This window comes from Phaeovulum sp. W22_SRMD_FR3 (genome assembly GCF_052113705.1).
Lineage (GTDB): Bacteria > Pseudomonadota > Alphaproteobacteria > Rhodobacterales > Rhodobacteraceae > JBGQOG01.
Genome location: NZ_JBGQOG010000003.1, coordinates 354,444 through 375,300, shown reverse-complemented (window position 1 = coordinate 375,300; position 20,857 = coordinate 354,444). Strand labels below are relative to the sequence as shown.

Annotated in this window: 18 protein-coding genes; 6 read left to right on the top strand and 12 right to left on the bottom strand. The window is 63.6% G+C overall.

Going from position 1 to position 20,857, the window contains the following annotated elements; translation table 11 throughout:
• Nucleotides 1-17: 17 nt before the first annotated feature.
• Nucleotides 18-794, bottom strand: coding sequence for an SDR family NAD(P)-dependent oxidoreductase (locus ACEN2S_RS06165; RefSeq protein WP_441863761.1), 777 nt, complete (start codon nucleotides 792-794; stop codon nucleotides 18-20).
• The gene (locus ACEN2S_RS06160; RefSeq protein WP_441863758.1) at nucleotides 795-2,486 is read right to left on the bottom strand and encodes an FAD-dependent oxidoreductase; all 1,692 of its coding nucleotides are present in this window, start codon (nucleotides 2,484-2,486) and stop codon (nucleotides 795-797) included.
• Nucleotides 2,487-2,641: 155 nt separating this feature from the next.
• Here ACEN2S_RS06160 and ACEN2S_RS06155 point away from each other — a divergent pair, with 155 nt between their 5' ends.
• Entirely contained in the window at nucleotides 2,642-3,547 is a 906-nt protein-coding gene (locus tag ACEN2S_RS06155) for a helix-turn-helix domain-containing protein (RefSeq protein ID WP_441863755.1), read from the top strand.
• A gap of 81 nt (nucleotides 3,548-3,628) precedes the next feature.
• Nucleotides 3,629-4,195: an NIPSNAP family protein gene (locus tag ACEN2S_RS06150; RefSeq protein ID WP_441863752.1), complete on the top strand. Its 567-nt coding sequence runs from the start codon at nucleotides 3,629-3,631 to the stop codon at nucleotides 4,193-4,195.
• On the opposite strand, the gene ACEN2S_RS06145 is transcribed toward ACEN2S_RS06150, so the two are convergent.
• Nucleotides 4,192-4,947, bottom strand: a complete 756-nt coding sequence (locus tag ACEN2S_RS06145) for an SDR family NAD(P)-dependent oxidoreductase (RefSeq protein WP_441863749.1) — start codon at nucleotides 4,945-4,947, stop codon at nucleotides 4,192-4,194. The two genes, ACEN2S_RS06150 and ACEN2S_RS06145, sit on opposite strands and share 4 nt — an antisense overlap.
• A gap of 179 nt (nucleotides 4,948-5,126) precedes the next feature.
• Here ACEN2S_RS06145 and ACEN2S_RS06140 point away from each other — a divergent pair, with 179 nt between their 5' ends.
• On the top strand, nucleotides 5,127-5,900 hold the full coding sequence (locus ACEN2S_RS06140; protein ID WP_441863746.1) for an SDR family NAD(P)-dependent oxidoreductase: 774 nt from the start codon (nucleotides 5,127-5,129) through the stop codon (nucleotides 5,898-5,900).
• Nucleotides 5,901-6,075: 175 nt separating this feature from the next.
• Nucleotides 6,076-7,770, top strand: coding sequence for an FAD-dependent oxidoreductase (locus tag ACEN2S_RS06135; protein ID WP_441863743.1), 1,695 nt, complete (start codon nucleotides 6,076-6,078; stop codon nucleotides 7,768-7,770).
• Between the two features lie 52 nt (nucleotides 7,771-7,822).
• Here ACEN2S_RS06135 and ACEN2S_RS06130 read toward each other — a convergent pair whose 3' ends face one another.
• The 9 genes from ACEN2S_RS06130 to ACEN2S_RS06090 all read right to left on the bottom strand — a co-directional run bounded on the left by ACEN2S_RS06130 (nucleotide 7,823) and on the right by ACEN2S_RS06090 (nucleotide 18,504).
• Nucleotides 7,823-8,575: an IclR family transcriptional regulator gene (locus tag ACEN2S_RS06130; protein ID WP_441863740.1), complete on the bottom strand. Its 753-nt coding sequence runs from the start codon at nucleotides 8,573-8,575 to the stop codon at nucleotides 7,823-7,825.
• Between the two features lie 240 nt (nucleotides 8,576-8,815).
• Nucleotides 8,816-10,279, bottom strand: a complete 1,464-nt coding sequence (locus tag ACEN2S_RS06125) for an aldehyde dehydrogenase family protein (protein ID WP_441863737.1) — start codon at nucleotides 10,277-10,279, stop codon at nucleotides 8,816-8,818.
• A gap of 16 nt (nucleotides 10,280-10,295) precedes the next feature.
• Nucleotides 10,296-11,567 (bottom strand): TRAP transporter large permease, encoded by a 1,272-nt coding sequence (locus tag ACEN2S_RS06120; protein WP_441863735.1) that lies wholly within the window; start codon nucleotides 11,565-11,567, stop codon nucleotides 10,296-10,298.
• Nucleotides 11,564-12,061 carry a TRAP transporter small permease gene (locus tag ACEN2S_RS06115; RefSeq protein WP_441863732.1) on the bottom strand — a complete coding sequence of 166 codons (498 nt, stop codon included), beginning with the start codon at nucleotides 12,059-12,061 and terminating at the stop codon, nucleotides 11,564-11,566. Before ACEN2S_RS06115 ends, ACEN2S_RS06120 begins: the two co-directional genes overlap by 4 nt.
• A gap of 57 nt (nucleotides 12,062-12,118) precedes the next feature.
• Nucleotides 12,119-13,087 (bottom strand): TRAP transporter substrate-binding protein, encoded by a 969-nt coding sequence (locus ACEN2S_RS06110; RefSeq protein ID WP_441863729.1) that lies wholly within the window; start codon nucleotides 13,085-13,087, stop codon nucleotides 12,119-12,121.
• Nucleotides 13,088-13,145: 58 nt separating this feature from the next.
• The gene (locus tag ACEN2S_RS06105; RefSeq protein WP_441863726.1) at nucleotides 13,146-14,792 is read right to left on the bottom strand and encodes a bifunctional 3-(3-hydroxy-phenyl)propionate/3-hydroxycinnamic acid hydroxylase; all 1,647 of its coding nucleotides are present in this window, start codon (nucleotides 14,790-14,792) and stop codon (nucleotides 13,146-13,148) included.
• 1 nt (nucleotide 14,793) lies between these two features.
• Nucleotides 14,794-15,645 (bottom strand): fumarylacetoacetate hydrolase family protein, encoded by an 852-nt coding sequence (locus tag ACEN2S_RS06100; RefSeq protein ID WP_441863723.1) that lies wholly within the window; start codon nucleotides 15,643-15,645, stop codon nucleotides 14,794-14,796.
• Between the two features lie 10 nt (nucleotides 15,646-15,655).
• Nucleotides 15,656-16,507 (bottom strand): VOC family protein, encoded by an 852-nt coding sequence (locus tag ACEN2S_RS06095; protein WP_441863720.1) that lies wholly within the window; start codon nucleotides 16,505-16,507, stop codon nucleotides 15,656-15,658.
• A 506-nt stretch (nucleotides 16,508-17,013) separates the two neighbouring features.
• Nucleotides 17,014-18,504: a carotenoid oxygenase family protein gene (locus ACEN2S_RS06090; RefSeq protein ID WP_441863717.1), complete on the bottom strand. Its 1,491-nt coding sequence runs from the start codon at nucleotides 18,502-18,504 to the stop codon at nucleotides 17,014-17,016.
• 99 nt (nucleotides 18,505-18,603) lie between these two features.
• On the opposite strand from ACEN2S_RS06090, the gene ACEN2S_RS06085 reads away from it, so the two are divergent.
• Both ACEN2S_RS06085 and ACEN2S_RS06080 read left to right on the top strand, forming a co-directional pair.
• Nucleotides 18,604-19,248 (top strand): TetR/AcrR family transcriptional regulator, encoded by a 645-nt coding sequence (locus ACEN2S_RS06085; RefSeq protein ID WP_441863714.1) that lies wholly within the window; start codon nucleotides 18,604-18,606, stop codon nucleotides 19,246-19,248.
• Between the two features lie 430 nt (nucleotides 19,249-19,678).
• Nucleotides 19,679-20,836 carry an MFS transporter gene (locus ACEN2S_RS06080; protein WP_441863711.1) on the top strand — a complete coding sequence of 386 codons (1,158 nt, stop codon included), beginning with the start codon at nucleotides 19,679-19,681 and terminating at the stop codon, nucleotides 20,834-20,836.
• Nucleotides 20,837-20,857: the final 21 nt, after the last annotated feature.

Sequence of the window (20,857 nt, the reverse complement as noted above, 5' to 3'; positions counted from 1 at the left end):
CACCCCCAAATTTGGTGCTATTCGGTATATCCCGGACGGGGGACGCTGCCCATCAGGGTCTGGCTCAGCCCTCCGTCCACCACGATCTCCTGACCGTTGATATAGCCGGCGCGCGCCGATGCGAGGAAGACAGCCGCATTGGCCATGTCCTCGGCGCTGCCGATCCGGCCCACGGGCACCCGCCGTTCGCGTGCGGCTTTGACCTCGTGATTGGCATAGAACGGTTCGGACATCGGGGTCAGCACCAACCCTGGCGACACGACATTCGAGCGCAGCCCCTTTGGCCCCCATTCATAGGCCAGTGCCCGCGACAGCATCGCAACCCCCGCCTTGCCGGGCGAATAGGCCCCCGAGAATGGCTGCGGCTGACTGGCCGAGATCGAGGCGATATGCACCAGCGCGCCCGCCCCCTTGGCGATCATCTGTTTGCCAAAGCTTTGGGCGGTCAGGAAACAGCCGTCCAGATTGACCCGGAGCATCGCTTGCCAATCCGCCAGCGCCAGATCCTCCAGCGGCCCGGGGCGCAGGATACCGGCATTGTTCACCAGCACATCCGCCCCGCCCAGCCGGGCGACCTGCGCTGCCGCCGCAGCCACCGATACGGCGTCGGAGACGTCGCAGCCAAAACCATATCCGCCAACCGCATGGGCCGCCGCCTCGGCATCCCCGGCGCGGTAATCGAGGGCAACAACCCTGGCCTCCAAGGCGCTGAACGCCGCCAGCATGGCGCGGCCGATCCCGCCCGAAGCCCCGGTGACCACAACGACTTTGTCTTGAAAATCAACCCAGCCCATTCACGCCACTCCTGCCAGATGCCGCCCGGTGATATAGCCAAAGGTCAGCGCAGGCCCGAGCGTGATCCCGGCACCGGGGTAATTGCCGCCCATGATCGACGCGCGGTCATTGCCCACCGCATAGAGCCCGGCAATCGGCCTGCCTTGCGTATCGAGCACCTGCCCCTCGACCGTGGTCGCCAGCCCTTCAAACGTGCCCAGATCGCCCATGACGATCTTGAGCGCGTAAAACGGCCCTTGGGAAATCGGCGCAACGCAGGGGTTCGGACGCACGTCGGGATCGGCGAGATAGCGGTTGAAACTGGTCGCCCCACGCCCAAACTCCGGATCCTCGCCGCGCGCCGCATCGCGGTTGTAGGCCGCGACCGTCTCGGTGAGCCCCTTGGCATCGATGCCCGCCTTGCGCGCCAGATCCGCCAGCGTCTTGCCCGCGACAAGATAGCCATTGCGCAGATAGGGCGCGAGCGGCACCGGGGCGGGTTTGGCATAGCCAAGCCCGTATTTGCGGATCGTCGGACGGTCCGCGATCAGCCAGCAGGCGGTCTCGGTCTGGCCCTCGCAGGCCTTGATCATCGCGGCGCCGACATCGTGATAGCTCGCGCTTTCATTGGTGAACCGCTTGCCGGATTGCAACACGCCGATGATCCCCGGCTTGTAACGGTCGATCAGATGCGGGAACGGCTTGAACCCGGTTTTCGTCGGCACTTTCGACACCGGCATCCAGGCGGAAGTCTGCGGGAACCGCATCTCGAATTGCCCGCCCACGGCCCGGCCCAGATCGATCCCGTCGCCGGTATTCTCATCTGGCACCGGCGAGAGATGCTCGCCGCCGCGCTTGAGATGCGGATAGGCCGCGCGGATCTTCGCGATGTCATGCGCAAAGCCGCCCGCCGCCAGCACCACGCCTTTGCGCGCCCGGATCACCACATCGCCGCCCTGCCCCGCCACTTTCACACCGATGACCGCGCCGTTTTCGGTCAGAAGCTCGCGCGCGGGGCTGTCGGTGTAGATCGGGATGTTCAGATCAAAGCAGCTTTTGGCCAGCCGCGCCGCCAGCGCATTGCCCGAGGTCACATGCGTCCCGCGACCATATCGGAGCACCTCAATCGCATGGGCCGCCAGCCGCCTGGTCACATAGGCGAAGGAGGTTACGCTCTTGGTTGCATTGAAGAAATGCTTGATGTCGGCGTTCGAGGAATTGAACATCATCCCCATGAAGGTGATGGTCGAGAGTGGGGGGCGAAGACGCTTGAGATTGGCCCCCAGCGCGCTGGTGTCAAAGGGCGTCGCCGTGACCGAGCGACCAAGATCCGCCCCGCCCGGCGCATCGGGGTGATAGTCGGGATAGAGCGACGGGCTGAATTTCACCTCGGTTTCGCGCTCAAAAAAGGCCAGCATCTCGGCGCCGGTGTCGAGATAGGCATTCACCGCGCGCTCGTCGTAGAAATTGCCGGTCTCATGTTTGAGATAGTCGCGCGCGCGGGCGACGTCGCCCGGCGGGCAATGACGGTTGCCGGGAATCCAGACCACGCCGCCGGAAAAAGCGGTGGTGCCGCCAAAGACCGGGGCCTTTTCAATGATGATGACATCCAGGCCCTGTTTGGCGGCGGTGATGGCGGTGGCCATGCCGCCCGCCCCCGAGCCGATGACCAGCACATCGCATTCGGTGCTCTCGCGGAGCCGCGTTTGCATGATTTCTCCTCCTTTTGTGGCGCGGACAGGCCGCCTCCCATGGGCGAGATATGACAAAGCCGATGCCGCGCGCGAATGGACGGACGCCGAATTTCGTTGCACAATTTGCAGATGCTCCCCAGAGCGGTTTGGGGAAGGAACAAGGGAGAGAAATCATGCTGATCCCGCCAGAACAGCCAATTCCGCATTATTATCTGTATGGTGACACCCATGAAGAGGTGGAGTTGGACTTTGTTCATGTGGAGCCGATCCGCGATCGCTCCGGGGCAAATGATTGGACAATTCGTGCCCATGCGCATCCGGACCACATCCAGCTTTTGTTCGTGGAACGCGGCGGTGGCGAGATCCGGATCGAAAGCCGTACCTATACGATGCCGGTGCCGGCCATGGTGGTGATCCCGGTGGCGATGGTGCATGAAATCCATTTCCTGCCGGGGACCGATGGCTTTGTGATCACCGCCGCGTGCACCTATGCCAAGACGATCACTCAAGGCGACACGCGCTTTTCCGAAGCGCTGGAGCATCCGGCCGCCTATGCCCTGAGTGAGGAAGACCCCAATTGCGGCACCCTGCGCGAGAGTTTTGACTGGATGCGCCGCGAATATGCCTGGAACGCGCCGGGGCGGCGTCTGGCGATCAAGGCGCAGTTTGAGCGCATTCTGGTCGCGCTGATGCGGTTGCGCCTCGCGGCAGGCGTTGAAGAGGCCCAGCGGGTCGACCGCGATTATGAGCTGTTGTGCCGCTACCGCGAGATGCTCGAGGCGCATTTCAAAAGCCAGAAAGGGCTGGAGTTCTACGCCGCGCAACTCGGCGTCTCGCTGCAAAGGCTCAATCTGGCCTGTAAGGCGCGGGCGGGCAAAACGGCCTCGCAATTGCTGCATGAGCGGGTGGTGATCGAGGCCAAGCGCTGCCTGATTTACCGCACGATGACGGTGGCCGAGGTCGGTTATGATCTGGGGTTTGACGACCCGGCCTATTTCTCGCGCTTCTTTTCGCAGCGGGTGGGCGTGCCGCCCGGCGCCTATCGCGATACCGCGCAGGGCGAGCGGCAAAAGCGCTGAATTGTCCAAGGCAAACCGCGCTGACTGCATGTTGTGCCGCCCCCGCGCATGGAATTGTCCAACCGCAGGCGGGAGGATGGCATGATTTACGAATTGCGGGTCTACGATCTCCGACCCGGCACGGGGCCGGAATACCTTACGCTGTTGCGGCGCCGGGGGATGCGCGCCCTGACCACGCATCTGCCGATGGCGGGCTATTGGCTGACCGATACCGGTGCGCTCAACCGGCTCTATCATCTGTGGATCTATGAGAGCCTGGCAGAGCGGGCGGAGGCGCGGCTGGGCTTTGCGGCAAACCGGGAATGGGTCGAGGATTTCGTGCCGGTGGCCTTTCCGCTGATCGTCGCGCAGCGCAACATGCTGATGGCGCGGCTTGGCGGCAGTGCGATGCTGGAGGCCGCCGAGGCCGGGCGCAAGACGCGTCTGGCGAATGACACGGCGGGCCCGCTCTTTGCGCCGGGTTTGCTCAGCCTGACCTTCGGCGCCGGGGCGCACAGCGATCAGCCCTGTATCGGGCGCTGGCAGGTCCTGTCGGGCGAGATGCCGGGCGACATCGTGGCGCTCTGGGGCGGCGATCCGCTGGCGACCGCGCAGGGCGCGCGACGGCATGAGATCCTGCGCCCCCTCGCGCAGTCGCCGCTGCGCTAAAGATCATCTGCCGCACCATAGGCCATCCAGCCCGCATCCACCGACAGCACCGTACCCGTGATGGCCGAGGCCGCCTGCGAGGCCAGAAAGGCAATCGCTTCGCCAATCTCGGCAGGGGCGATCATCCGCCCGAGCGGCGTGCGGCGAAGGATCTTGTCCTCGGCCAAAAGCCCGTCGCGGATCAGGCCGCGCACCAGGTCGGTGGCCACATATCCCGGCGCCACGGCATTGACGCGGATGCCCTGCCGCCCCCATTCGGCGGCCATGGATTTTGTCATCGCCACCAGACCCGCCTTGGCCGCGCCATAGGCATTGCGCCGCGGCAGGCCGGTCAGGGCGGCGATCGAGGCGAGGTTTACGATGGCGCCGCCGGTGCCGCGCCCGATCATCCCGCACGCGACCTCGCGGCTCATCAGGAAACTCCCCGCCAGATGGATGTCGAGCAGGCGGCGCACATGCGCCAGTGTTTGCTCGACCGTGGGTTTGTTGACATCGCCCAGACCGGCATTGTTCACCAGAACATCGACCGGGCCGATCTCGGCGAGGGCAGCGCCCACCTCGGCTTCATCGGTCACATCGGCGGCCAGACCCAGATGCTCTGCGCCAAGCGTGGCCGCTCTGTCGCGCGCCAGATCGCCGTCCAGATCCAGCAGGGCCAGCCGGGCGCCCCGCGCGGCAAAGATTTCGGCGGTGGCCCATCCGATTCCCGCCGCACCCCCGGTGATCAGAACCGTCTTGCCTGTAAAGGTCATTTCCTCTGCCCCTCCTTGTGGCGCGGCGATGCTGCGGCCTTTGCGGGGGAGAGGGGATGCACGGGGGCTGAAAAATCTTGGACAATGACGAAAGGTTTAAGTCGGCTACGGAAATGTCCATTGTTGCCCGCAGGATGCGCTGAAACTCTGCCGCCTGACGCATCAGAGGGAGGACGTTCATGCGGATCATGCTGACGGGCGGGAGCGAGGGGATTGGCGGCGCGACATTGCGGCTGATGGCACAGGCGGCACAGGCGGCGGGCAGGCCCGCGAAAATTGTCACCACGGCTTCCGGCCGCAACCCGATACCGGCGGCGCTGATGGCGGATCTGGAGGGCTATGGTGCCGAGGTCTTGTTTCTGACCGGGGATTTGGGTGACGCCGAGGTCGCGCGCGATATCGCGGCAAAGGCGCTGGCGTTTCTGGGCGGGCTTGATGTGTTCGTGTCCAATGCGGGGGCGGGCAAACCCGCGCCTCTGGCGACGCAACCGCTGGCGGACTGGGACCGGATGTTCAACCTCAATGTCCGCTCGACCTTTGTGCTGGCGCAGGCCTTTTACCCTGCGCTGCGGGCCGCCAAGGGGACGATCGTTGTGGTGGCCTCAATGTCGGGAATGCAGGCGCATCTTGGGCAGGCGGCCTATGCGCCCGCCAAGGCGGCGGTGATTTCGCTGGTGGAAAACCTGGCGATGGAATGGGCGCCGGATGGCATTCGGGTGAATGCCGTGGCGCCGGGGATGATCCGCACTCCGTTGACCGCGGCGATCTATGCCAAAGAGGGGCTGGAGGAAGCCCGTGCCGCGCGGGTGCCGCTCGGCCGGGTCGGGCTGCCGGCTGATATCGCGCGCATCATCGCATTTTTGGCATCGGATGGCGCGGCCTATATCACCGGGCAGACCATCCTTGCCGATGGCGGTGTTTCGGCAACGGGGCTGAACAATTTGCCCAGTTGAGCGGCGGCGCGGGTGGCGGCGGGCCTGTCGCGCCCCCGCCGCCCCGGCGTCCGGCGTTTCCCTTTGGGCGCCCCGCGCATCCGCGCCGCAGCGGGGGGCATTTGCACGAAGCTGGTGGCGTATCTCAGAAAGGTGTGCAATTATGAAAAGATATTCCAATATTGAGGTTTCTTAGGTGGGCGCCCAGATATCCCCGACGCGGGAATGCTTCGATCTGATCGTGATAGGCTCTGGTGCGGGCGGCCTCAGCGCTGCCGTTACCGCGGCCCGAATGGGATGCTCGGTCCTCGTGCTTGAGAAAACCGCCGAGATCGGGGGCACCTCGGCCTGGTCGGGCGGCTGGATCTTTGCGCCGCGCAATCCCGTCGCCGTGCGCGCGGGCATCATCGAGGATGTGGAGGCGCCGCGCCGCTATCTTCGGGCCGTCACCGGCAACTATTACAAGGATGAAAAGGTGGAGGCTTTTTTGCAGGCCGCCCCCGAGATGGTGTCGTTCTTCGAAGAGAACACCGCGCTGCAATTTGACGGCGGTCTGGTGATACCCGACACCTATGGCCATCAGCCGGGGGCAGGCCTCGGCGGGCGCTCGGTGATTGCCAAGCCATTCGATGCCCGCGCGCTGGGCAAAGCGGTGACCCTCTTGCGCAAACCCCTGCGGGAGACCTCTTTCAAGGGGATGACAATCCAATCCGGCCCGGATCTGAAGGCCTTCATGAGCATGACGCGCTCGCTTGGGTCCTTTGCCTATGTGACCCGGCGGGTGCTGCGGCATTTCCGGGATCTGGCGCTGTATCGGCGGGGGATGGATCTGCGCAATGGCGCCGCCCTGATCGGAAGGCTGCTGAAATCGGCGCTGGATGCCGGGGTGGACCTACGGGTTTCGCAATCGGTGGCCGAACTGGTGGAGGCGGAGGGCCGCATTTGCGGGGTGCGTTTTGCCGATGGGCAGGTGATCGCCAGCAGACGTGGTGTCGTGCTGGCCTGCGGCGGCTATGGGCATGACCTTGCGCGGCGGGCGGAGACCTTTGAGCGGGATGATGAAAACCGGACCCTCGCCGTGCCCTCGGCAACGGGCGATGGGCTGCGGCTTGGCGAAGGGGTCGGGGCGGCGCTGGATCAGGATCTGGCGGGACCTGTGGCCTATTGCCCCGTGTCGCATGTGGTGTGGCCCGATGGTGGCACTGGCCATTTTCCGCATATCATCGACCGTGGCAAACCGGGCGTGATCGGTGTGCTCGCGGATGGGCGGCGCTTTTGCAACGAGGGGCTGGGCTATCATGATTATGTCACGCATCTGATCCGCGCGGTGGGGCCGGAGGCGCCGGCCCGGTCCTGGCTGATCTGTGATCACCGCTTTCTGCGGCGCTATGGTCTGGGGATCGTGCGGCCCGCGCCAGTGCCCTTTGGCTATTGGGTTGGCGCGGGTTACCTCAAGACCGGCAAGACCATCGCCGCCCTCGCCGCCCACTGCGGTATTGATCCGGCAGGGTTGATGGCGACGGTCTCGGCTTGGAACGAGGGCGCGCAGCGCGGTGAAGATCCGGCCTTCGGGCGGGGGACTACCGCCTATATGCGGCTGCAGGGCGACCCCGATCAGTGCCCCAATCCCAATGTCGCCCCCATTATCCGGGCGCCGTTTTATGCGGTAGAGGTGGTGCCCGGCAGTTTTGGCACCTTTGCCGGGCTCCGCACCGATGGCTCTGCCCGCGTGCTTGACGCGCAGGGGGGGGTGATTGCGGGCCTCTATGCGGCGGGAACCGACAATGCCAATGTCTTTGGCGGGTTCTACCCGGCGGGCGGGATCAACCTTGGCCCGGCGATGACCTTCGGCTTTGTGGCAGGGCGCCACGCAGCCCGTGCGGCGGGCTGAGCCTGCGACACGGGCCCGGGCGCTGTGCCCTCAGGCCATCCTCCGGCCCGCATCAGCTTTGGGGGGTGAGCGTGTCGGCCATGAACCGTTCGATCAGCTTTCCCGTGGTCGACAGGCCGGTGAACAGCATGGGGCGGATGTCGTCGGTCAATGTGCTGCTTTCCAGAATCAGGCTCAGTGACGCGTTGATGCCGAGCTGATCGTTGCGCACCGGAATGGCAATGCCCACGAGGCCCTTGTCCACCTCGCCATGGGTCTCGCAATGCCCGCGTTTGCGCAACGCGGCCAGATCCTCTTCCAGCCGTGCGAGATCCTCTGCCCCGAGTGCCGCTTCCTTCTTCAGAAAGCTCCGGGCATTGCGGGGCGTCATCGTCGAAAGCACGGCCTTGGAGGTCGCGCCCCGCAGAATGGGCATCGGCCGGCCCAGCTGATAGCTCGTCTCGAACTGTGCGCCCGGTGCCCGGCTTTCGGCCACGCACATCACCGCATTGCCATAGAGCCGCGCCAGGATCACCGCACAGGGCACACCCACCTGCGTGACAAGCGGCGTGAGAAATTTGGCGCCCGAGCGGATCAGCGGATCGTTCAGCCGGATGCGGCGGTAGAACTCAATGAAAAACGCGCCAAGACGATAGCGGGATTCGACGGTGCTTTCGAGAATGCCCTCTTCGACCATTTCGCGCACCAGCCGGTAGAGCGTGCTGGCCGAGGTGTCGAGCGCCTTTGACAGCTCGGCAATGGTCCATTCCGGGTGTTCCGGATCAAACAGTGACAAGATCCTCGTATAGCGACGGATTCCGATCATTTTATTCTTTTCCGATAAATTTGGCTTCGCCGATGGCGAAGTTTCCCGCGCTTCATAAAGTGTATCGGCGGCAAAAGCGAGAGGCCGATTGCAGGACCGGCACGCCGCACTGCGCAAGATGGCGCAGGCGCCGGAGGGGATCACCTGCCTGCGCCATCTGTGTGAAGCCAGCGGGGCTTTGCGGCATCACCCGCAAAGCCCCGTGATATTCCCGCCCTTCCGGCGTCGGAACGGCGTGCCTCAGCGCTGGATGGTCACCAGATGATCGGTGGTGAATTCCTCGATGATCCAATGACCATTGAAACGCCCGATGCCCGAGTTCTTCTCGCCGCCGAACATCACATGCGGGTAATCGTGGATGGTGATGTCATTCACATGGGTCATCCCCGCCTCGACCTGCAACGCGAAATTCACCGCGCGTGTTTCATTGCCCGAGAAGACCGCACTCGACAGACCGTATTCGGTGTCATTGGCCATGCGCAGCGCTTCGGCCTCATTGGCGGCGCGGATGATCGGCGCGACGGGGCCGAAGATCTCGTTTTGCGCCAGCTCAGAGGTGTTGGTCACACCGGCAAAGACATGCGGCGGGATCACGCGTCCCTCGATCGTGTTGGAGACGCGCAGATCAAAGCCTGCCGCCTGCCCCGCCGCGATCAGAGAAGTGACGCTTTTGACCTGCGCGTCATTGCACACCGGCCCGACAAAGGTGTCGGCCCGCGCGGGGTCACCATAGGTGAGGCCAGCGGCGGCGGCACAATAGGCCTCGACGAAATCGTCATAGAGGCTGTCTTCGACGATGATGCGGTTGGTGCTCATGCAGATCTGACCCTGGTGCATGAAGCGGCCAATGATCGCGGCCTGGACCGCTTTGCCCAGATCGGCATCGTCCAGAATGACCAGAGGCGCATTGCCGCCCAGCTCAAGCCCGAGGCGCTTCAGGCGGGTTGAGGCGGCGGCCACCTGGGCGATGCGCAGGCCGACTGCGGTGGAACCGGTAAAGCTGATCAGGCGCGGCACCGGGCTGGCGGAAAACGCATCGCCAATGTCGCTGCCCGCACCGACCACCACGTTGAGCAACCCTGCGGGAAGCCCCGCCTCCTCATAGATCTTTGCCAGCAGCAGCCCGCCCGTCACCGGCGTGTCCGATGACGGTTTCAGCACCACCGCATTCCCGAGGGCCAGCGCGGGCGCCACGGAACGGTTCGACAGATGCAGCGGAAAATTCCACGGGCTGATGACGCCGATCACGCCCAAAGGCTTGCGGTACACGCGCGCCTCCTTGCCCGGGCGGTCGACCGGCATGATCATGCCATGCACCAGATAGGGCATCGAGGCGGCTTCTTTCATGCCTGCTTTCACCGCGTCGAATTCAATCCCGGCTTTCATCCGGGTCGAGCCGGATTCCGCGATCAGCCAGTCAATCACCTCTTCGCGGCGCGCGGTGAGGATCTCGACCGCGCGCTCGAAGATCGCGGCGCGCTGACCGGGCAGGGTTCGTGCCCAGTCGGTTTGCGCGCGGCTGGCGGCTGCATAGGCCTGCTCCAGATCCGCCGCCGAGGCGAGGCTGATCTCGGTCAGCACCGCGTCGTTGTAGGGGTTGATGTCTTTCGCCATGCGGCCTGCGGTGCCGTCGACCCAACGGCCACCGATGAATTGGCCGGTAAAGCCGCTGTAGGCGGGTTTGGCAAAGCTGTGTTGGTTCATAGCGCGTTCCTTTTGGTCAAAGGCCGAGGGCCGAGGGCAGCCATGTCGAGAGGGATGGCAGGAAAATGATGATCAGCAGAGAGAGAATGAAAGCCACGAGGAAGGGCAGAGCGGCGCGGAAGACCCGCATCATGCCCAGCCCGGTCGCATCCATGGCGATATAGAGGCCCGGGCCAACCGGCGGTGAGACGAGGCCGGTCAGCGTGGCGACACTGAGCACGACGCCGAAATGGATCGGGTCGATCTTGAACGCCGCCGCCAGGGGCAGCAGGACGGGCACGATCACGATCAGCACGCCGATGCCGTCCAGGAACATGCCCAGCAAGAACACCACCAGACAGACCAGCAGCAAAAAGCTGATGGGTCCGACCGAGGCCGCCGCGATGGCATTGGCCAGCTGATCGGGCACCGCCTGATAGGCCAGAACCCAGCCGAGCAGCGTGGCAAAGCCGATCAGGGCGATGATCGAGGCCGACGACATCACCACCGCTTTCATCACCGGCCCGAAATCGGCAATGGTGAGGCTGCGGTAGATCAGGGCCGACAGCGCGATTCCGACAAGCGCCGCCAATGCGCCGGCTTCGGTCGGGGTCATCACCCCCGTCACCACGCCCGCGATGATGGTCAGCGGGATCAGGCCCGGCAATGCATCCATGATCACCGCGCCAAGGCTGGCCCGCTCTTCCGGCGCGGCGGAGACCGGGGGGAGTTGCTTGCGCGAGACCGCGATGGTGGCAAAGAAGCTGGCCGTGACCAGCAGCCCCGGCAAGACGCCCGCAACAAACAGCGCCGCCACCGATTGATAGGACAGCACGCCATAGATGATCATCAGCATCGAGGGCGGGATGATCGGCCCCAGCAGGCCGGTGGCGACAGTCAGACCAGTGGCAAAGCCGCGGTCATAGCCCTGTTTGACCATCTGCGGCACCATTGCGCGCGTCATGATGGCGATCTGCGCGGTGGCCGAGCCGAGGATGGCCGCGCAAAAGGCATTGGTCAGCACATTGACAAAGGCCAGCCCGCCGCGAAAGCCGCCGACGAGACGCATGGCCGAGCGGATCAGCCGGTCGGTGATGCCACCGCGGTTCATCACCTCGCCCACCAGAATGTAGAGCGGGATGGCCAGAAAGCCGGTGGCCTCGATCCCTTTCACCGATTGCACAAGGAAGCTGTCGAACAGCACCATGGCATTGCTCTCCATGCCAAAGGCGAAGGCGGCCAGCAGCAGCAGAAAGATGATCGGCAGGCCGAGGCAGAGAAAGACAAAGAAGATGCCCAGGGTGATCATCTGATATCCTCCCGGCGGGCAGGGGGGAAGCTGTCGCACAGGCGCATCAGCTGGTGAAAGACCATGACGCAAAGCTCAAAGGCGACGATCGCATAGAGCCCGGCGCGCGGCAGCGGCACGGTGGCGAAACGCTCGTTCCAGACCCAGGGGGTCGAGACATAGCGCAGAGCGTAAAAGGCAAGAGAACCCGCCAGCAGGGCAACCGCGGCCCGCATGGCCCAGGCAACCCAGGCATGGCCCCGGGGCGACATGATGCTGCCCAGAAGATCGATGCCGATCAGCTTGTCCTCGGCCACCAGAAGGCTCAGCCCGATGAACGTGGCGATGATGAGCAGCAACAGCGCCACCTCTTCGGCGAAAAACAGGGGCGATTGGAGAAGGTAGCGGCAAAACACCTGAGCTGACAGCAGCAAGACGACACCCGTCATCGCCGCAAGCGCCACGATCAGTTCCAGCCGCATCAGCGCCCGGTCTATGGCTTTTGGAATTTTCATCTGGACCTCGCATCCATCCAAGGAACCGGCACGCGCGGGGCGCGGGCCGGAGGGCGCTTATTGGTTGGCGTCATGAAAGGCGCGGATCAGCGGATCGCGGTCGACAAAAGCCGCGCTGACCTCAGCCCCGGCAGCGGCCAGCGGCGCGGGGTCCATCCGGGACACGATGGCACCCTTTTCCGCGAGTACTTTCAACAGGGTGTCTTCCGACGCGGTCTGGGTCTCAAGCGCCCATCCCTGCGTTTCAGCCACAATGGCGGTCAGGGCTTCCTGCTCTTGCGGCGTGAGACCGTCCCACCAGCGCTGCGAGGCAAGGATGGCCGCCGGAAATGCCATGTGGTTGGTGAGCACCAGATGCGGGGCCTGCTGGTACATTTGCAGGCCCATCACAATGTCCAGATCGACATCGACCGCATCGATGACGCCGGTGACCAGCGAGGGCATGATTTCGGGCAGCGGCAAGGCTGTGGGAGCTGCTCCGACCTGACGCCACCAGGCATTGAAAATGTCATTGGGAAAGGCGCGGATCTTCAACCCGGCAAAATCATCGATGGTGCTGATCGGCGCTTTCGACAGGACATGCCGCTGGCCCGGGAAAACATAGCCCAGCCCTTTGATGCCCTGCGCGTCGAGTTTCGCCAGCATCTCTCTCGCGGGGGCGCTGTTGGCGGCCGCGCCCGCTGCGGCGAGGCTGTCGAACTGATAGGGCAGGAACCAGCCCAGGAAAGCAGGTTCCCGGTTGGCCAGATCGCCCACCGGCACAATGGCCATTTCCACCGCACCGCTTTGCAACAGCGACAGGACGGTGGGCACATCGCCGAGCTTGTTGCCCGGGAAGACGGCGATCGTGTCAGTGGCACCCGAGGCGGCAAAGGCCTCTGCCATGTGATGCGCCGATTTCGTCATGATATGGGGTTCGGGTGTCGGCGTGCTCAGGCGCAGCTCTTTCGCCGCGACCGGGGTTGCGAGCGTGCCGCCCATTGCCACGGCGCTGATGGCCGCGAGAAACGTGTTCCGGATCTTCATGGTATCTCCTCCCTGATGTCGGGACCTGTGGGGCCCCTCATGATGTGCGGTCTTGAACTCAGGCCCTGCGGCCAACCCCCCTGTGAAATGGCGCGACTGCCTCCGTCTCCCCCGACGGTGCGGCCCGCATGCTGTGCAACAATGGCAAAAGGTCTTCGGCGCGCGCGACCGGCGCGGCACCGGCCACATAGCGGTCACGGCGCAGCAAAAGCACCTGACCGAGGTACCCCGCGAAAGGCGCCTCCGAGAAAAAGCGCGAGCGGTCCCGCACGATGGTGAAGGTGCCGTTGCGCGGATTGACCCATTCCGGCGTCAACCCGATCACCGTGGCACCGGCGGCCTCGAACCGGGCCTGCATCTCGGGCGCGAGCACCTCTTGCGGATTTTCGTCGAATATCAGGGCGACAGGTGTGTCCGGCAGGAGCGCATCGAGCAGGCATTCCTCGCGGCGCGGGGTGACCACCAGCGGCTGCGGGATCATCCGCCCGACGCCCGTTGCCTTGGTCGGCCTGCCGTCCGGACGCAGCAGCCCGGCGGCAAATCGCGGGCGCGGCTTGTATTTCATCTGGACCATGTAGGTTTTCGCAGGGCCATAGAGGCCGAGCAGGGACATGCCCGTCCGGATGAAAAACCCCGCCAGCGGTGAGGAGGGGATCATCACCTTGCCCATGGTCAGGGCCAGATTGATCATCTCCCGGGCATGGGGTTTGCGCTCGACCTCATAGCTGTCGAGCACGGGTTCGGGATCGGCGAGCCGCAGTGCCTCGTCGAGTTTCCACGCCAGGTTATGGGCGTCGCGCAGGCCGCTGTTCATTCCCTGTCCCGCGAAAGGCGGGGTCAGATGGGCCGCATCGCCCGCCAGAAAAATCCGCCCCTCGCGCCACCGCTCCGCCGTGCGCGCGTGGAAGGTATAGACCTGCTGCCGCCGGATCGGCTCTTGCGCGTCCGGGCCCACCTCTGCCAGCAGCCGCCGGGCAAAGCCCTCGCTTTCAGCCTCGGCCACCGTCTCGCCGTCGTTCAGCTTGAATTCATAGCGGCGGATGCCATCGGGACCGGGCAGGCTGATCGCCGAGCGCCCGGGGTTGCAAAACACCTCGGTGTGAAAGCAGCTGTTGCGCGTCGAATGCAGGTCGACGATCAGCCAAGGCTCTGTGAAGGTTGAGCCTTCGAGCGCGATGTCGAGCAGCTTGCGGGTGAGCGAGCGGCCGCCATCGCAGGCCACCATATAACGGGCGCGGATCTGCAGTGGCCCGGCAGGCCCGCTCACCTGTGCGGTGACGCCCGCGCTGTCCTGCGCCACGGTTTCCAGCGTGGTGTCGAAGTGCGCGGTTACCGAACCGTGCCGCGACAGCGCCCTGCGCAGGCAGTCCTCAAACACCGGCTGCTCGAACGCATTCCGTTTGTCGAAGCCATATTCCTTGATGTGCGGTTTGACCTCGGCAAAGACCTTGCCGGAGGGGCCACGGTAGATCGACCCATAGCCCTTCACCGTGAACTGCGCCACATCTTCGGCCAGTCCCGCCGCTTGCAGCGCGCGCATGGATTCATCGTCGATGGAGACTGCGCGCGGCTCTTGCACGGTGGAGGGGTTGCGCTCCACGATCGTGGTGCGCACCCCCATGCCGCCGAGCAGGTTGGTCAGCAAAAGACCCGTTGGCCCGGCCCCAACAACGAGAATGTCTGTGTCAGAGAAGGGACCTGGCATGTTACAGGCCACCTTCCGCGACGACCGGATTGACCAATGTGCCGAGCATCCCGATCTCAACCTCGACCCTGTCGCCGGGGACCATGTAGACGGGCGGATTGCGTTTGTCGCCGACGCCGCCCGGCGTGCCCGAGACGATGACATCGCCCGGCGCCAGCGGGGTGAAGGTGGAGCAATAGGCGATCAGGCGTTCCAGCGGGAACAACAGATCCGACAGTGTCGCATCCTGCATCACCTGGCCGTTCAGGCGGGTCTGGATCGGCAGATTGCGGTAATCGCCCACCTCATCGGCCGTGACCATCCAGGGGCCGAAAGCGCCGGTGCCGGGGAAGGTTTTGCCCGGTGTGAACTGCATCGTGTGACGCTGCCAGTCGCGGACACTGCCGTCGTTGTAGCAGGCATAGCCCGCCACATGCTCCAGTGCGCGTTCCTCGGGGATGTTGCGGCCCGGTCTGCCGATGATGACAGCCATCTCGCCTTCATAATCAAAACGCTCGGAGACGGCAGGTTTCACCAAGGGCTGCAAATGGCCGACCTGGCTGTCGGCATAGCGGGTGAACACCGTCGGGTGTTCGACATCCGGACGCCCGGTCTCCTGTTTGTGCTTGAGGTAGTTCAGGCCGATGCAGAGGATCTTGCCCGCATCCGGAATGACCGGAAGAAAGGTGATGTCGGACATCGACAGCCCCGGACCGCGTCCGTCAATCTCTTGCGCCATCTTGCCCAACAGGCCTGCGGCCAGCGCCTCTTTCAACGATCTCGCGCCGCCAAAGCCGGTCAGATCGACCACGCCCCCCGCGACCACCGCGCCAAATCCGGTACGCCCCTCGCGCAGAAAACTCAGAAGTTTCATGGCACTCTCCTTATGAACGCAAGATCGCGTTGCCCCATTTGTTCAGCGTGCGCGGGTGGTGCGGCCAGTCGATGACCTCGCGGTCATAGATCGTCTCAAGCTCGCCCGAGATTTCGATCCAGTTACCGTCGGGGTCGGTGTAGAAAACGAACAGGTTGTTGCCCGGACCATGGCGACCCGGCCCCCAGGTCAGCAGCACGCCATTGGCGGCGAAGCGGTCACAGAATTTCTTGATGTTATCCATCGACCCCGCTTCATAAGAATGGTGATCAACGCCGGTGCGGTTCGATTTGAAGCAGGCGATGGTGTGGTGCTCGTGGTTGGTCGAGGTAAAGACCGTGGCCAGATCACCATCGTCATGCAACACGCGGTCGGAGAGAAAAAACCCGAGCTTGTCGACGTAGAACTCTTTGAAACCGGGCAGGTTTTGCGTGGCAAAGGTCAAATGCTGGGTCGGTGCATGGATGCCCTCGACGCCGGGCTTGTAGGCGACCGTTTCCTCTTTCGCCATGCCAAAGCAGACCAGGTTGCCGTCATGGTCGCGCAGGGCGAAGGCACCGTCGCGGAAATAAGGGCTGGGGCTTTCCAGAACCTCGACACCATGCGCTTCGGCGCGGCGGCGATAGGTCTCAAGATCACGTTCCGAGCGGCAGGCGAGACCGCCATAGGCCAGCTTTTTGTCTTCGCCTTTCACGGCGACAAAGCGGCGCAGCGGACCTTCGCAACGGTATTCATCCGCCGACACTTTGGTCAGAACCATGTCCATGTTGTCTGCATAAAAGCGGGCCAGACGCTCGGGGTCGGCGCTCTCGAAGGCCACATGGTGGAGATAGGCGCAGGCCTGGACGGGGTGGTCGCTCATTGATTCCTCCCAATGGATGTATGCTTCAAATGCTCGTTTATCAGTAATTTGATTTCCGTAAAGTATCTTTTTTATCGTTATACGGAAATTATTGTCAGTAAATTGGAGGGTGCGCGCGGCGACGTCCGGGGATTCCACCCGGTTTTGGGCCTCCGTGGGGACGCAATCCTCCAATGGAAAGAGCGCGCTGGCGTCAGACGCCTCATCGCGGGCGGCAGCAGGCGCGTGGTGGCGCACCGCGACCAGTTACAGACCGGTGCGGGTGATCAAAGGCATCGAAATGTCGGGTTGAAATGCCGTGTTACAGGACGCTGGCCCCCTGAAATACCGCCGAAGGGTCAGCAATTGGAGCGAGCAAATGGGGGCAAGTATCTGGGGGCACGCGGAGGGGCGACGGCGACAGGCACATGGTGCGCAGTCAGCCGCCGCCGGGGGCGCGCAGGCACACCGTTGTGTTTCAAAACAGGGGGCTGCCTGCGGAGAGAGAGTCCGCAGGCAGGGCTGGCTCAGGCGTTTTCCGGAAAGCTCTGGTCAGAGGGCGCGCTTTGGCTGGGCACCCAGCTGCCGTGCAGCGACATCCGCAGACGTACAGGCAAATGCACGGTCGCAACCGGGCCCTCATCCATCCGCTCGGCATCCAGAATGACTAGGTCGGTCGTCTGATCCAGCAAGCGGTTCGCCAGCGCCATCACATAGCCCACCCCTTCCGGCGCATCGGGTGATTTCGGCACGAACACCGGCTCCTGGAAGCAGGTCTGGTCATCTGCCCACCAGTGCCTGGCCTTTTGGGTGCTCACATCGATATGCGACAGCATGTTGAAGAACTGGAAGGGCGGCGGCCCGAGCTTCTCGAAGTTATAGGGCCTTTGCATGTCCATCGAGATCACAAAGCCATGCCGGTAGGGTTGGCCGGAATAGCGATCGTCACTTTTCGGGAATTCGCAGGTGAAATCCGAGAGCGGCGCCACCGTGAGTCCATTGCCCGGCGCCTTCATGTCAAAGGTCCAGCGCATCATCCGCGACGACAGCGTTTCGGGCGGCGGCACGAAACCATCGGCCTGCGGGAAGAAGTAGAAGATATTGCCATCGGTAACCGGCATATCGACGTAGATCTTGCCTTTGCCATCGTCGAACGCGTTGAGCGTATGGCCCTGAAAGCCATTGGGCGCGGTGAACCAGCGCAAGTCTTTGCCCTCGCCATCGCGGGGCAGAACCCCGAAGAGCTGCTCAAGCTGCGGTTGCCATTCGAAGTGATTGCCCCCCGCCTTGATGCGGTCGATGTCCGCGGTCAGCGGCATCAGGGGAAAAATCACATAATTCTCGGTGACGGCAAAGTCGTGGATCATCGCCGCATAGGGCGCACGGACCCAGACTTCGCGCGTCTTGCGGCCGTTCTTGTCGATCTCATAATAGACGATGTCGGGGCTTGCCTCGCCTTTGGCCTCATAGCCAAAACACATCATGGCCCCGGTCTGCGGGTCGAATTTGGGATGCGCGGTAAAGGTCGGACTGGTGAGCTGGCCGCCAAAATCATACAGGCCCTCGGTCTCGAGCGTGATCGGGTCGAGCGCATAGGGCGGGCTGTCTTCCTTGAGCGCCAAAAGCTTGCCGTTGTGGAGGATGACATTGGTGTTGGCGGTGCTGCTGTTGACGCCTTTGGCGCGGGCATCGTCGGTGAAGCTGTTACGGTAAATGCCAAAAAGCCCCTCGCGCTCTTGGCGCTGCCGCTTGAGACGCTCGGTCATCACATAGCGGCGCTGAAAATCCACGCTGCCCGCGTTGAACCGAAAGGCGTGGATCGCGCCATCACCGTTGAAAAAAATGTCGCCACCCAGCATCGGCGGATACTGCGGGTCGGGCGCCACCTGAAAGAAAGTGCCGGAGATCTCACGGGGGACCGTCCCCTCAACCTCGAGATCATACACTTTTCCCTCGAAACGGGCGGGCCGATAGAGCGAGCCGGTAAATTCCGGGGTTTTCGGGAAGGGGGTGGTCATCGGTTCTCTCCTCCAAAACGATACCATATGGTTTCGATATGGCGACTCACCCCGTTCTGTCAAGTTGACCCGGCGGCGGAAATCGCGCATGTCGGACGCATGCGGGTGCTGACGGACAAGAAACGGGACGAGATCACCGATGCCGCCGGAAGGATCTTTCTGGCGCATGGGTTTGGCGTGGCGACCATCGCGATGATCGCGGCCGAGGCGCAGGCCTCCAAGGCGACGCTCTATCGCTATTTCCAATCCAAGGAAGAGATTTTCGCAGCCTATGTCGAGCGCGCGGGCGCGCATCATGCGCAGCTGCTGGCCGAAAGATTCCCGCTGGAGCCGACAGCCGAGGCCAGCTTGCGCGCGCTGGGGCGGCGGTATCTGGCGTTGTTGCTCTCGCCTCCGATCGTCGCGGTGAACCGGCTGGTGATCGGCGAAGCCGAGCGTTTCCCGCAACTGACCGAGATCTATTTCGAAAACGGCCCCCGCAAGGTGATCGATTTTCTCGAGCGGGCACTGGCAGATATGGTCGCAAAAGGCTGGATCGACGCCGCCGACACCCGCCGTGCAGCCTGGCATTTCAAGGCGCAATGTGAATTGCGGCTCTATGAGCGCAGCCTGTGGGGTTTTCGGGATGCGCCGGGGCCGGAGGCCATTGAAGCGCATTTGCAGAGTGCGATTCCGCTCTTTTTGCAGGTCCTCAAGGCCATGGCCGCGATGTCAGCGCCTGCGCCGACGGGCCCCTCCGCCTGAGATACCGGCGCGGGTCCTGTCGGACATCCCCGGTCACGCAGGACGAGAAGCGCGCTGCCTTTTCAAGGAAATTCAACGGCACCCACCCGGCACTGAAGCCATTTTCGAGCATCATAATTCCGTAAAACGATAATATTACACATCTTAGTGATAATAATGCTTGATTTGAGATAATTATGTATGTCAGATGGGATTCGGCCCGGAGGCACGCAGGGAGGCGTGGGGCCGTCAGGGATGAGAGTTTTCAGGATGATGAACGCAGCAGGACCATGCCGGTAAGGCGGGCGGGCGCGCCGCGTTAACGCGGGCCAAAGCGCCGTGACAGGGGCTGCGGCCAGCGCCGCTGCCCAACATCTGAATGTTTACATCGGCGACATCGCCGCAAACGGACCTGCGCGGGCGCAGGCACCGCAGGATGAGGTATTACACAATGACACAGTCTACGACGCGGGCTGCGCGCCTGGCGCTCATCATCGGGCATATCGCGGGGATGGTCGATCTGTCTGCTTTGCCGGTATGGGTCGACACGCTGATTTCCGGCTATGGCTATCGGCCGCTGGTGGCCGGCGCTTTGCCTTCGGTGTTTTTGCTGGGGGCGGTGGCGGCCTCCGTGCTGATCGCGCAGCGGTTTGGCGGAGCCAACGGACGGCGGCTGGCGCCCTTGGGCTATGCCGTCGCGGCGGTCTCAATGCTGGCGGTGCCAGTGGTTGAGCTGGTGCAACTGCGCCTCGCGCTGCACCTGGTCGCGGGGATCTGCATCGGCGTGTCGCTGTCGCTGGTGCATGGTACGATGGGCAAAACCGCCAATCCGCACCGCACCTTTGCCCATGCCTATGTGGGGTTTGGTGTCTTTTCGCTGATCTTCCTCGGCGGGGTGCCCCAGCTGACGCAGGCTTTCGGTCCGAATGCCTTCTTTTATGCGATTGCGGCTGTTTTCGGGGTCGCGGCCGGCATGACCTTGTTGTTCATGCCCTCGGTCGTGGCCGAGCGCCGGGCCGAAGTTCAGTCGCCCGCACGCCTGTCGCGCCGGGTGCGTCTGGCCATCGCAGGGTTCACGCTCATGTCGCTCATTCAGGCGATGGTGTTTTCCTTTCTGGTGCAGGCAGGCAGCGCACATGGCTTTGCCGCGGGCCAACTTCAGCTGATGCTCGTGGTGTTGGGGGTGGTCAATCTCCTGCCCGGTATGGCTGCGGCGCTGCTTGAAAAGCGCCTCAAGGCGATGAATGTCGCCAAAATGGCGCCGCTGGCACAGGCGGCCTGTGCCAGTGTGATCATGATGGTGGCGCTCTTCCCGGCCTATGGGATTGCCGCGATCCTTTTCCCGGCCATTCAGGTTTTCACCCACACTTTCGTCTTTGGCTTTTTGGCGCGCAACGATGCGTCGGGGCGGGCCACAGCGGCCACGCCCGCGATGATCATGGCGGGGTCGGCGGTGGCACCCTTCATCGGCGGTGCCTTGGTCGAAATGGCGGGATTTGCCGCGATCGGCGCGGCCGCCATCTGCATCGGGCTCATCTCGGCCATTCTGTTCCGCCTAGCAGAGCGGGATGCCCCCGCCGCTCTGGCCGAAGCGCCGCATGGCGCCTGACAGGGCTGCACCCCCTTCGGG

Excerpts from the sequence above, each read along its gene's own strand:
- ACEN2S_RS06130 (WP_441863740.1), bottom strand. The coding sequence starts at position 8,575 with ATGATCGGAATCCGTCGCTATACGAGGATCTTGTCACTGTTTGATCCG.
- ACEN2S_RS06110 (WP_441863729.1), bottom strand. The coding sequence starts at position 13,087 with ATGAAGATCCGGAACACGTTTCTCGCGGCCATCAGCGCCGTGGCAATG.
- ACEN2S_RS06105 (WP_441863726.1), bottom strand. The coding sequence starts at position 14,792 with ATGCCAGGTCCCTTCTCTGACACAGACATTCTCGTTGTTGGGGCCGGG.
- ACEN2S_RS06150 (WP_441863752.1), top strand. The coding sequence starts at position 3,629 with ATGATTTACGAATTGCGGGTCTACGATCTCCGACCCGGCACGGGGCCG.
- ACEN2S_RS06085 (WP_441863714.1), top strand. The coding sequence starts at position 18,604 with ATGCGGGTGCTGACGGACAAGAAACGGGACGAGATCACCGATGCCGCC.
- ACEN2S_RS06090 (WP_441863717.1), bottom strand. The coding sequence starts at position 18,504 with ATGACCACCCCCTTCCCGAAAACCCCGGAATTTACCGGCTCGCTCTAT.
- ACEN2S_RS06165 (WP_441863761.1), bottom strand. The coding sequence starts at position 794 with ATGGGCTGGGTTGATTTTCAAGACAAAGTCGTTGTGGTCACCGGGGCT.
- ACEN2S_RS06145 (WP_441863749.1), bottom strand. The coding sequence starts at position 4,947 with ATGACCTTTACAGGCAAGACGGTTCTGATCACCGGGGGTGCGGCGGGA.
- ACEN2S_RS06140 (WP_441863746.1), top strand. The coding sequence starts at position 5,127 with ATGCGGATCATGCTGACGGGCGGGAGCGAGGGGATTGGCGGCGCGACA.
- ACEN2S_RS06125 (WP_441863737.1), bottom strand. The coding sequence starts at position 10,279 with ATGAACCAACACAGCTTTGCCAAACCCGCCTACAGCGGCTTTACCGGC.
- ACEN2S_RS06115 (WP_441863732.1), bottom strand. The coding sequence starts at position 12,061 with ATGAAAATTCCAAAAGCCATAGACCGGGCGCTGATGCGGCTGGAACTG.
- ACEN2S_RS06080 (WP_441863711.1), top strand. The coding sequence starts at position 19,679 with ATGACACAGTCTACGACGCGGGCTGCGCGCCTGGCGCTCATCATCGGG.
- ACEN2S_RS06160 (WP_441863758.1), bottom strand. The coding sequence starts at position 2,486 with ATGCAAACGCGGCTCCGCGAGAGCACCGAATGCGATGTGCTGGTCATC.
- ACEN2S_RS06100 (WP_441863723.1), bottom strand. The coding sequence starts at position 15,645 with ATGAAACTTCTGAGTTTTCTGCGCGAGGGGCGTACCGGATTTGGCGCG.
- ACEN2S_RS06095 (WP_441863720.1), bottom strand. The coding sequence starts at position 16,507 with ATGAGCGACCACCCCGTCCAGGCCTGCGCCTATCTCCACCATGTGGCC.
- ACEN2S_RS06155 (WP_441863755.1), top strand. The coding sequence starts at position 2,642 with ATGCTGATCCCGCCAGAACAGCCAATTCCGCATTATTATCTGTATGGT.
- ACEN2S_RS06120 (WP_441863735.1), bottom strand. The coding sequence starts at position 11,567 with ATGATCACCCTGGGCATCTTCTTTGTCTTTCTCTGCCTCGGCCTGCCG.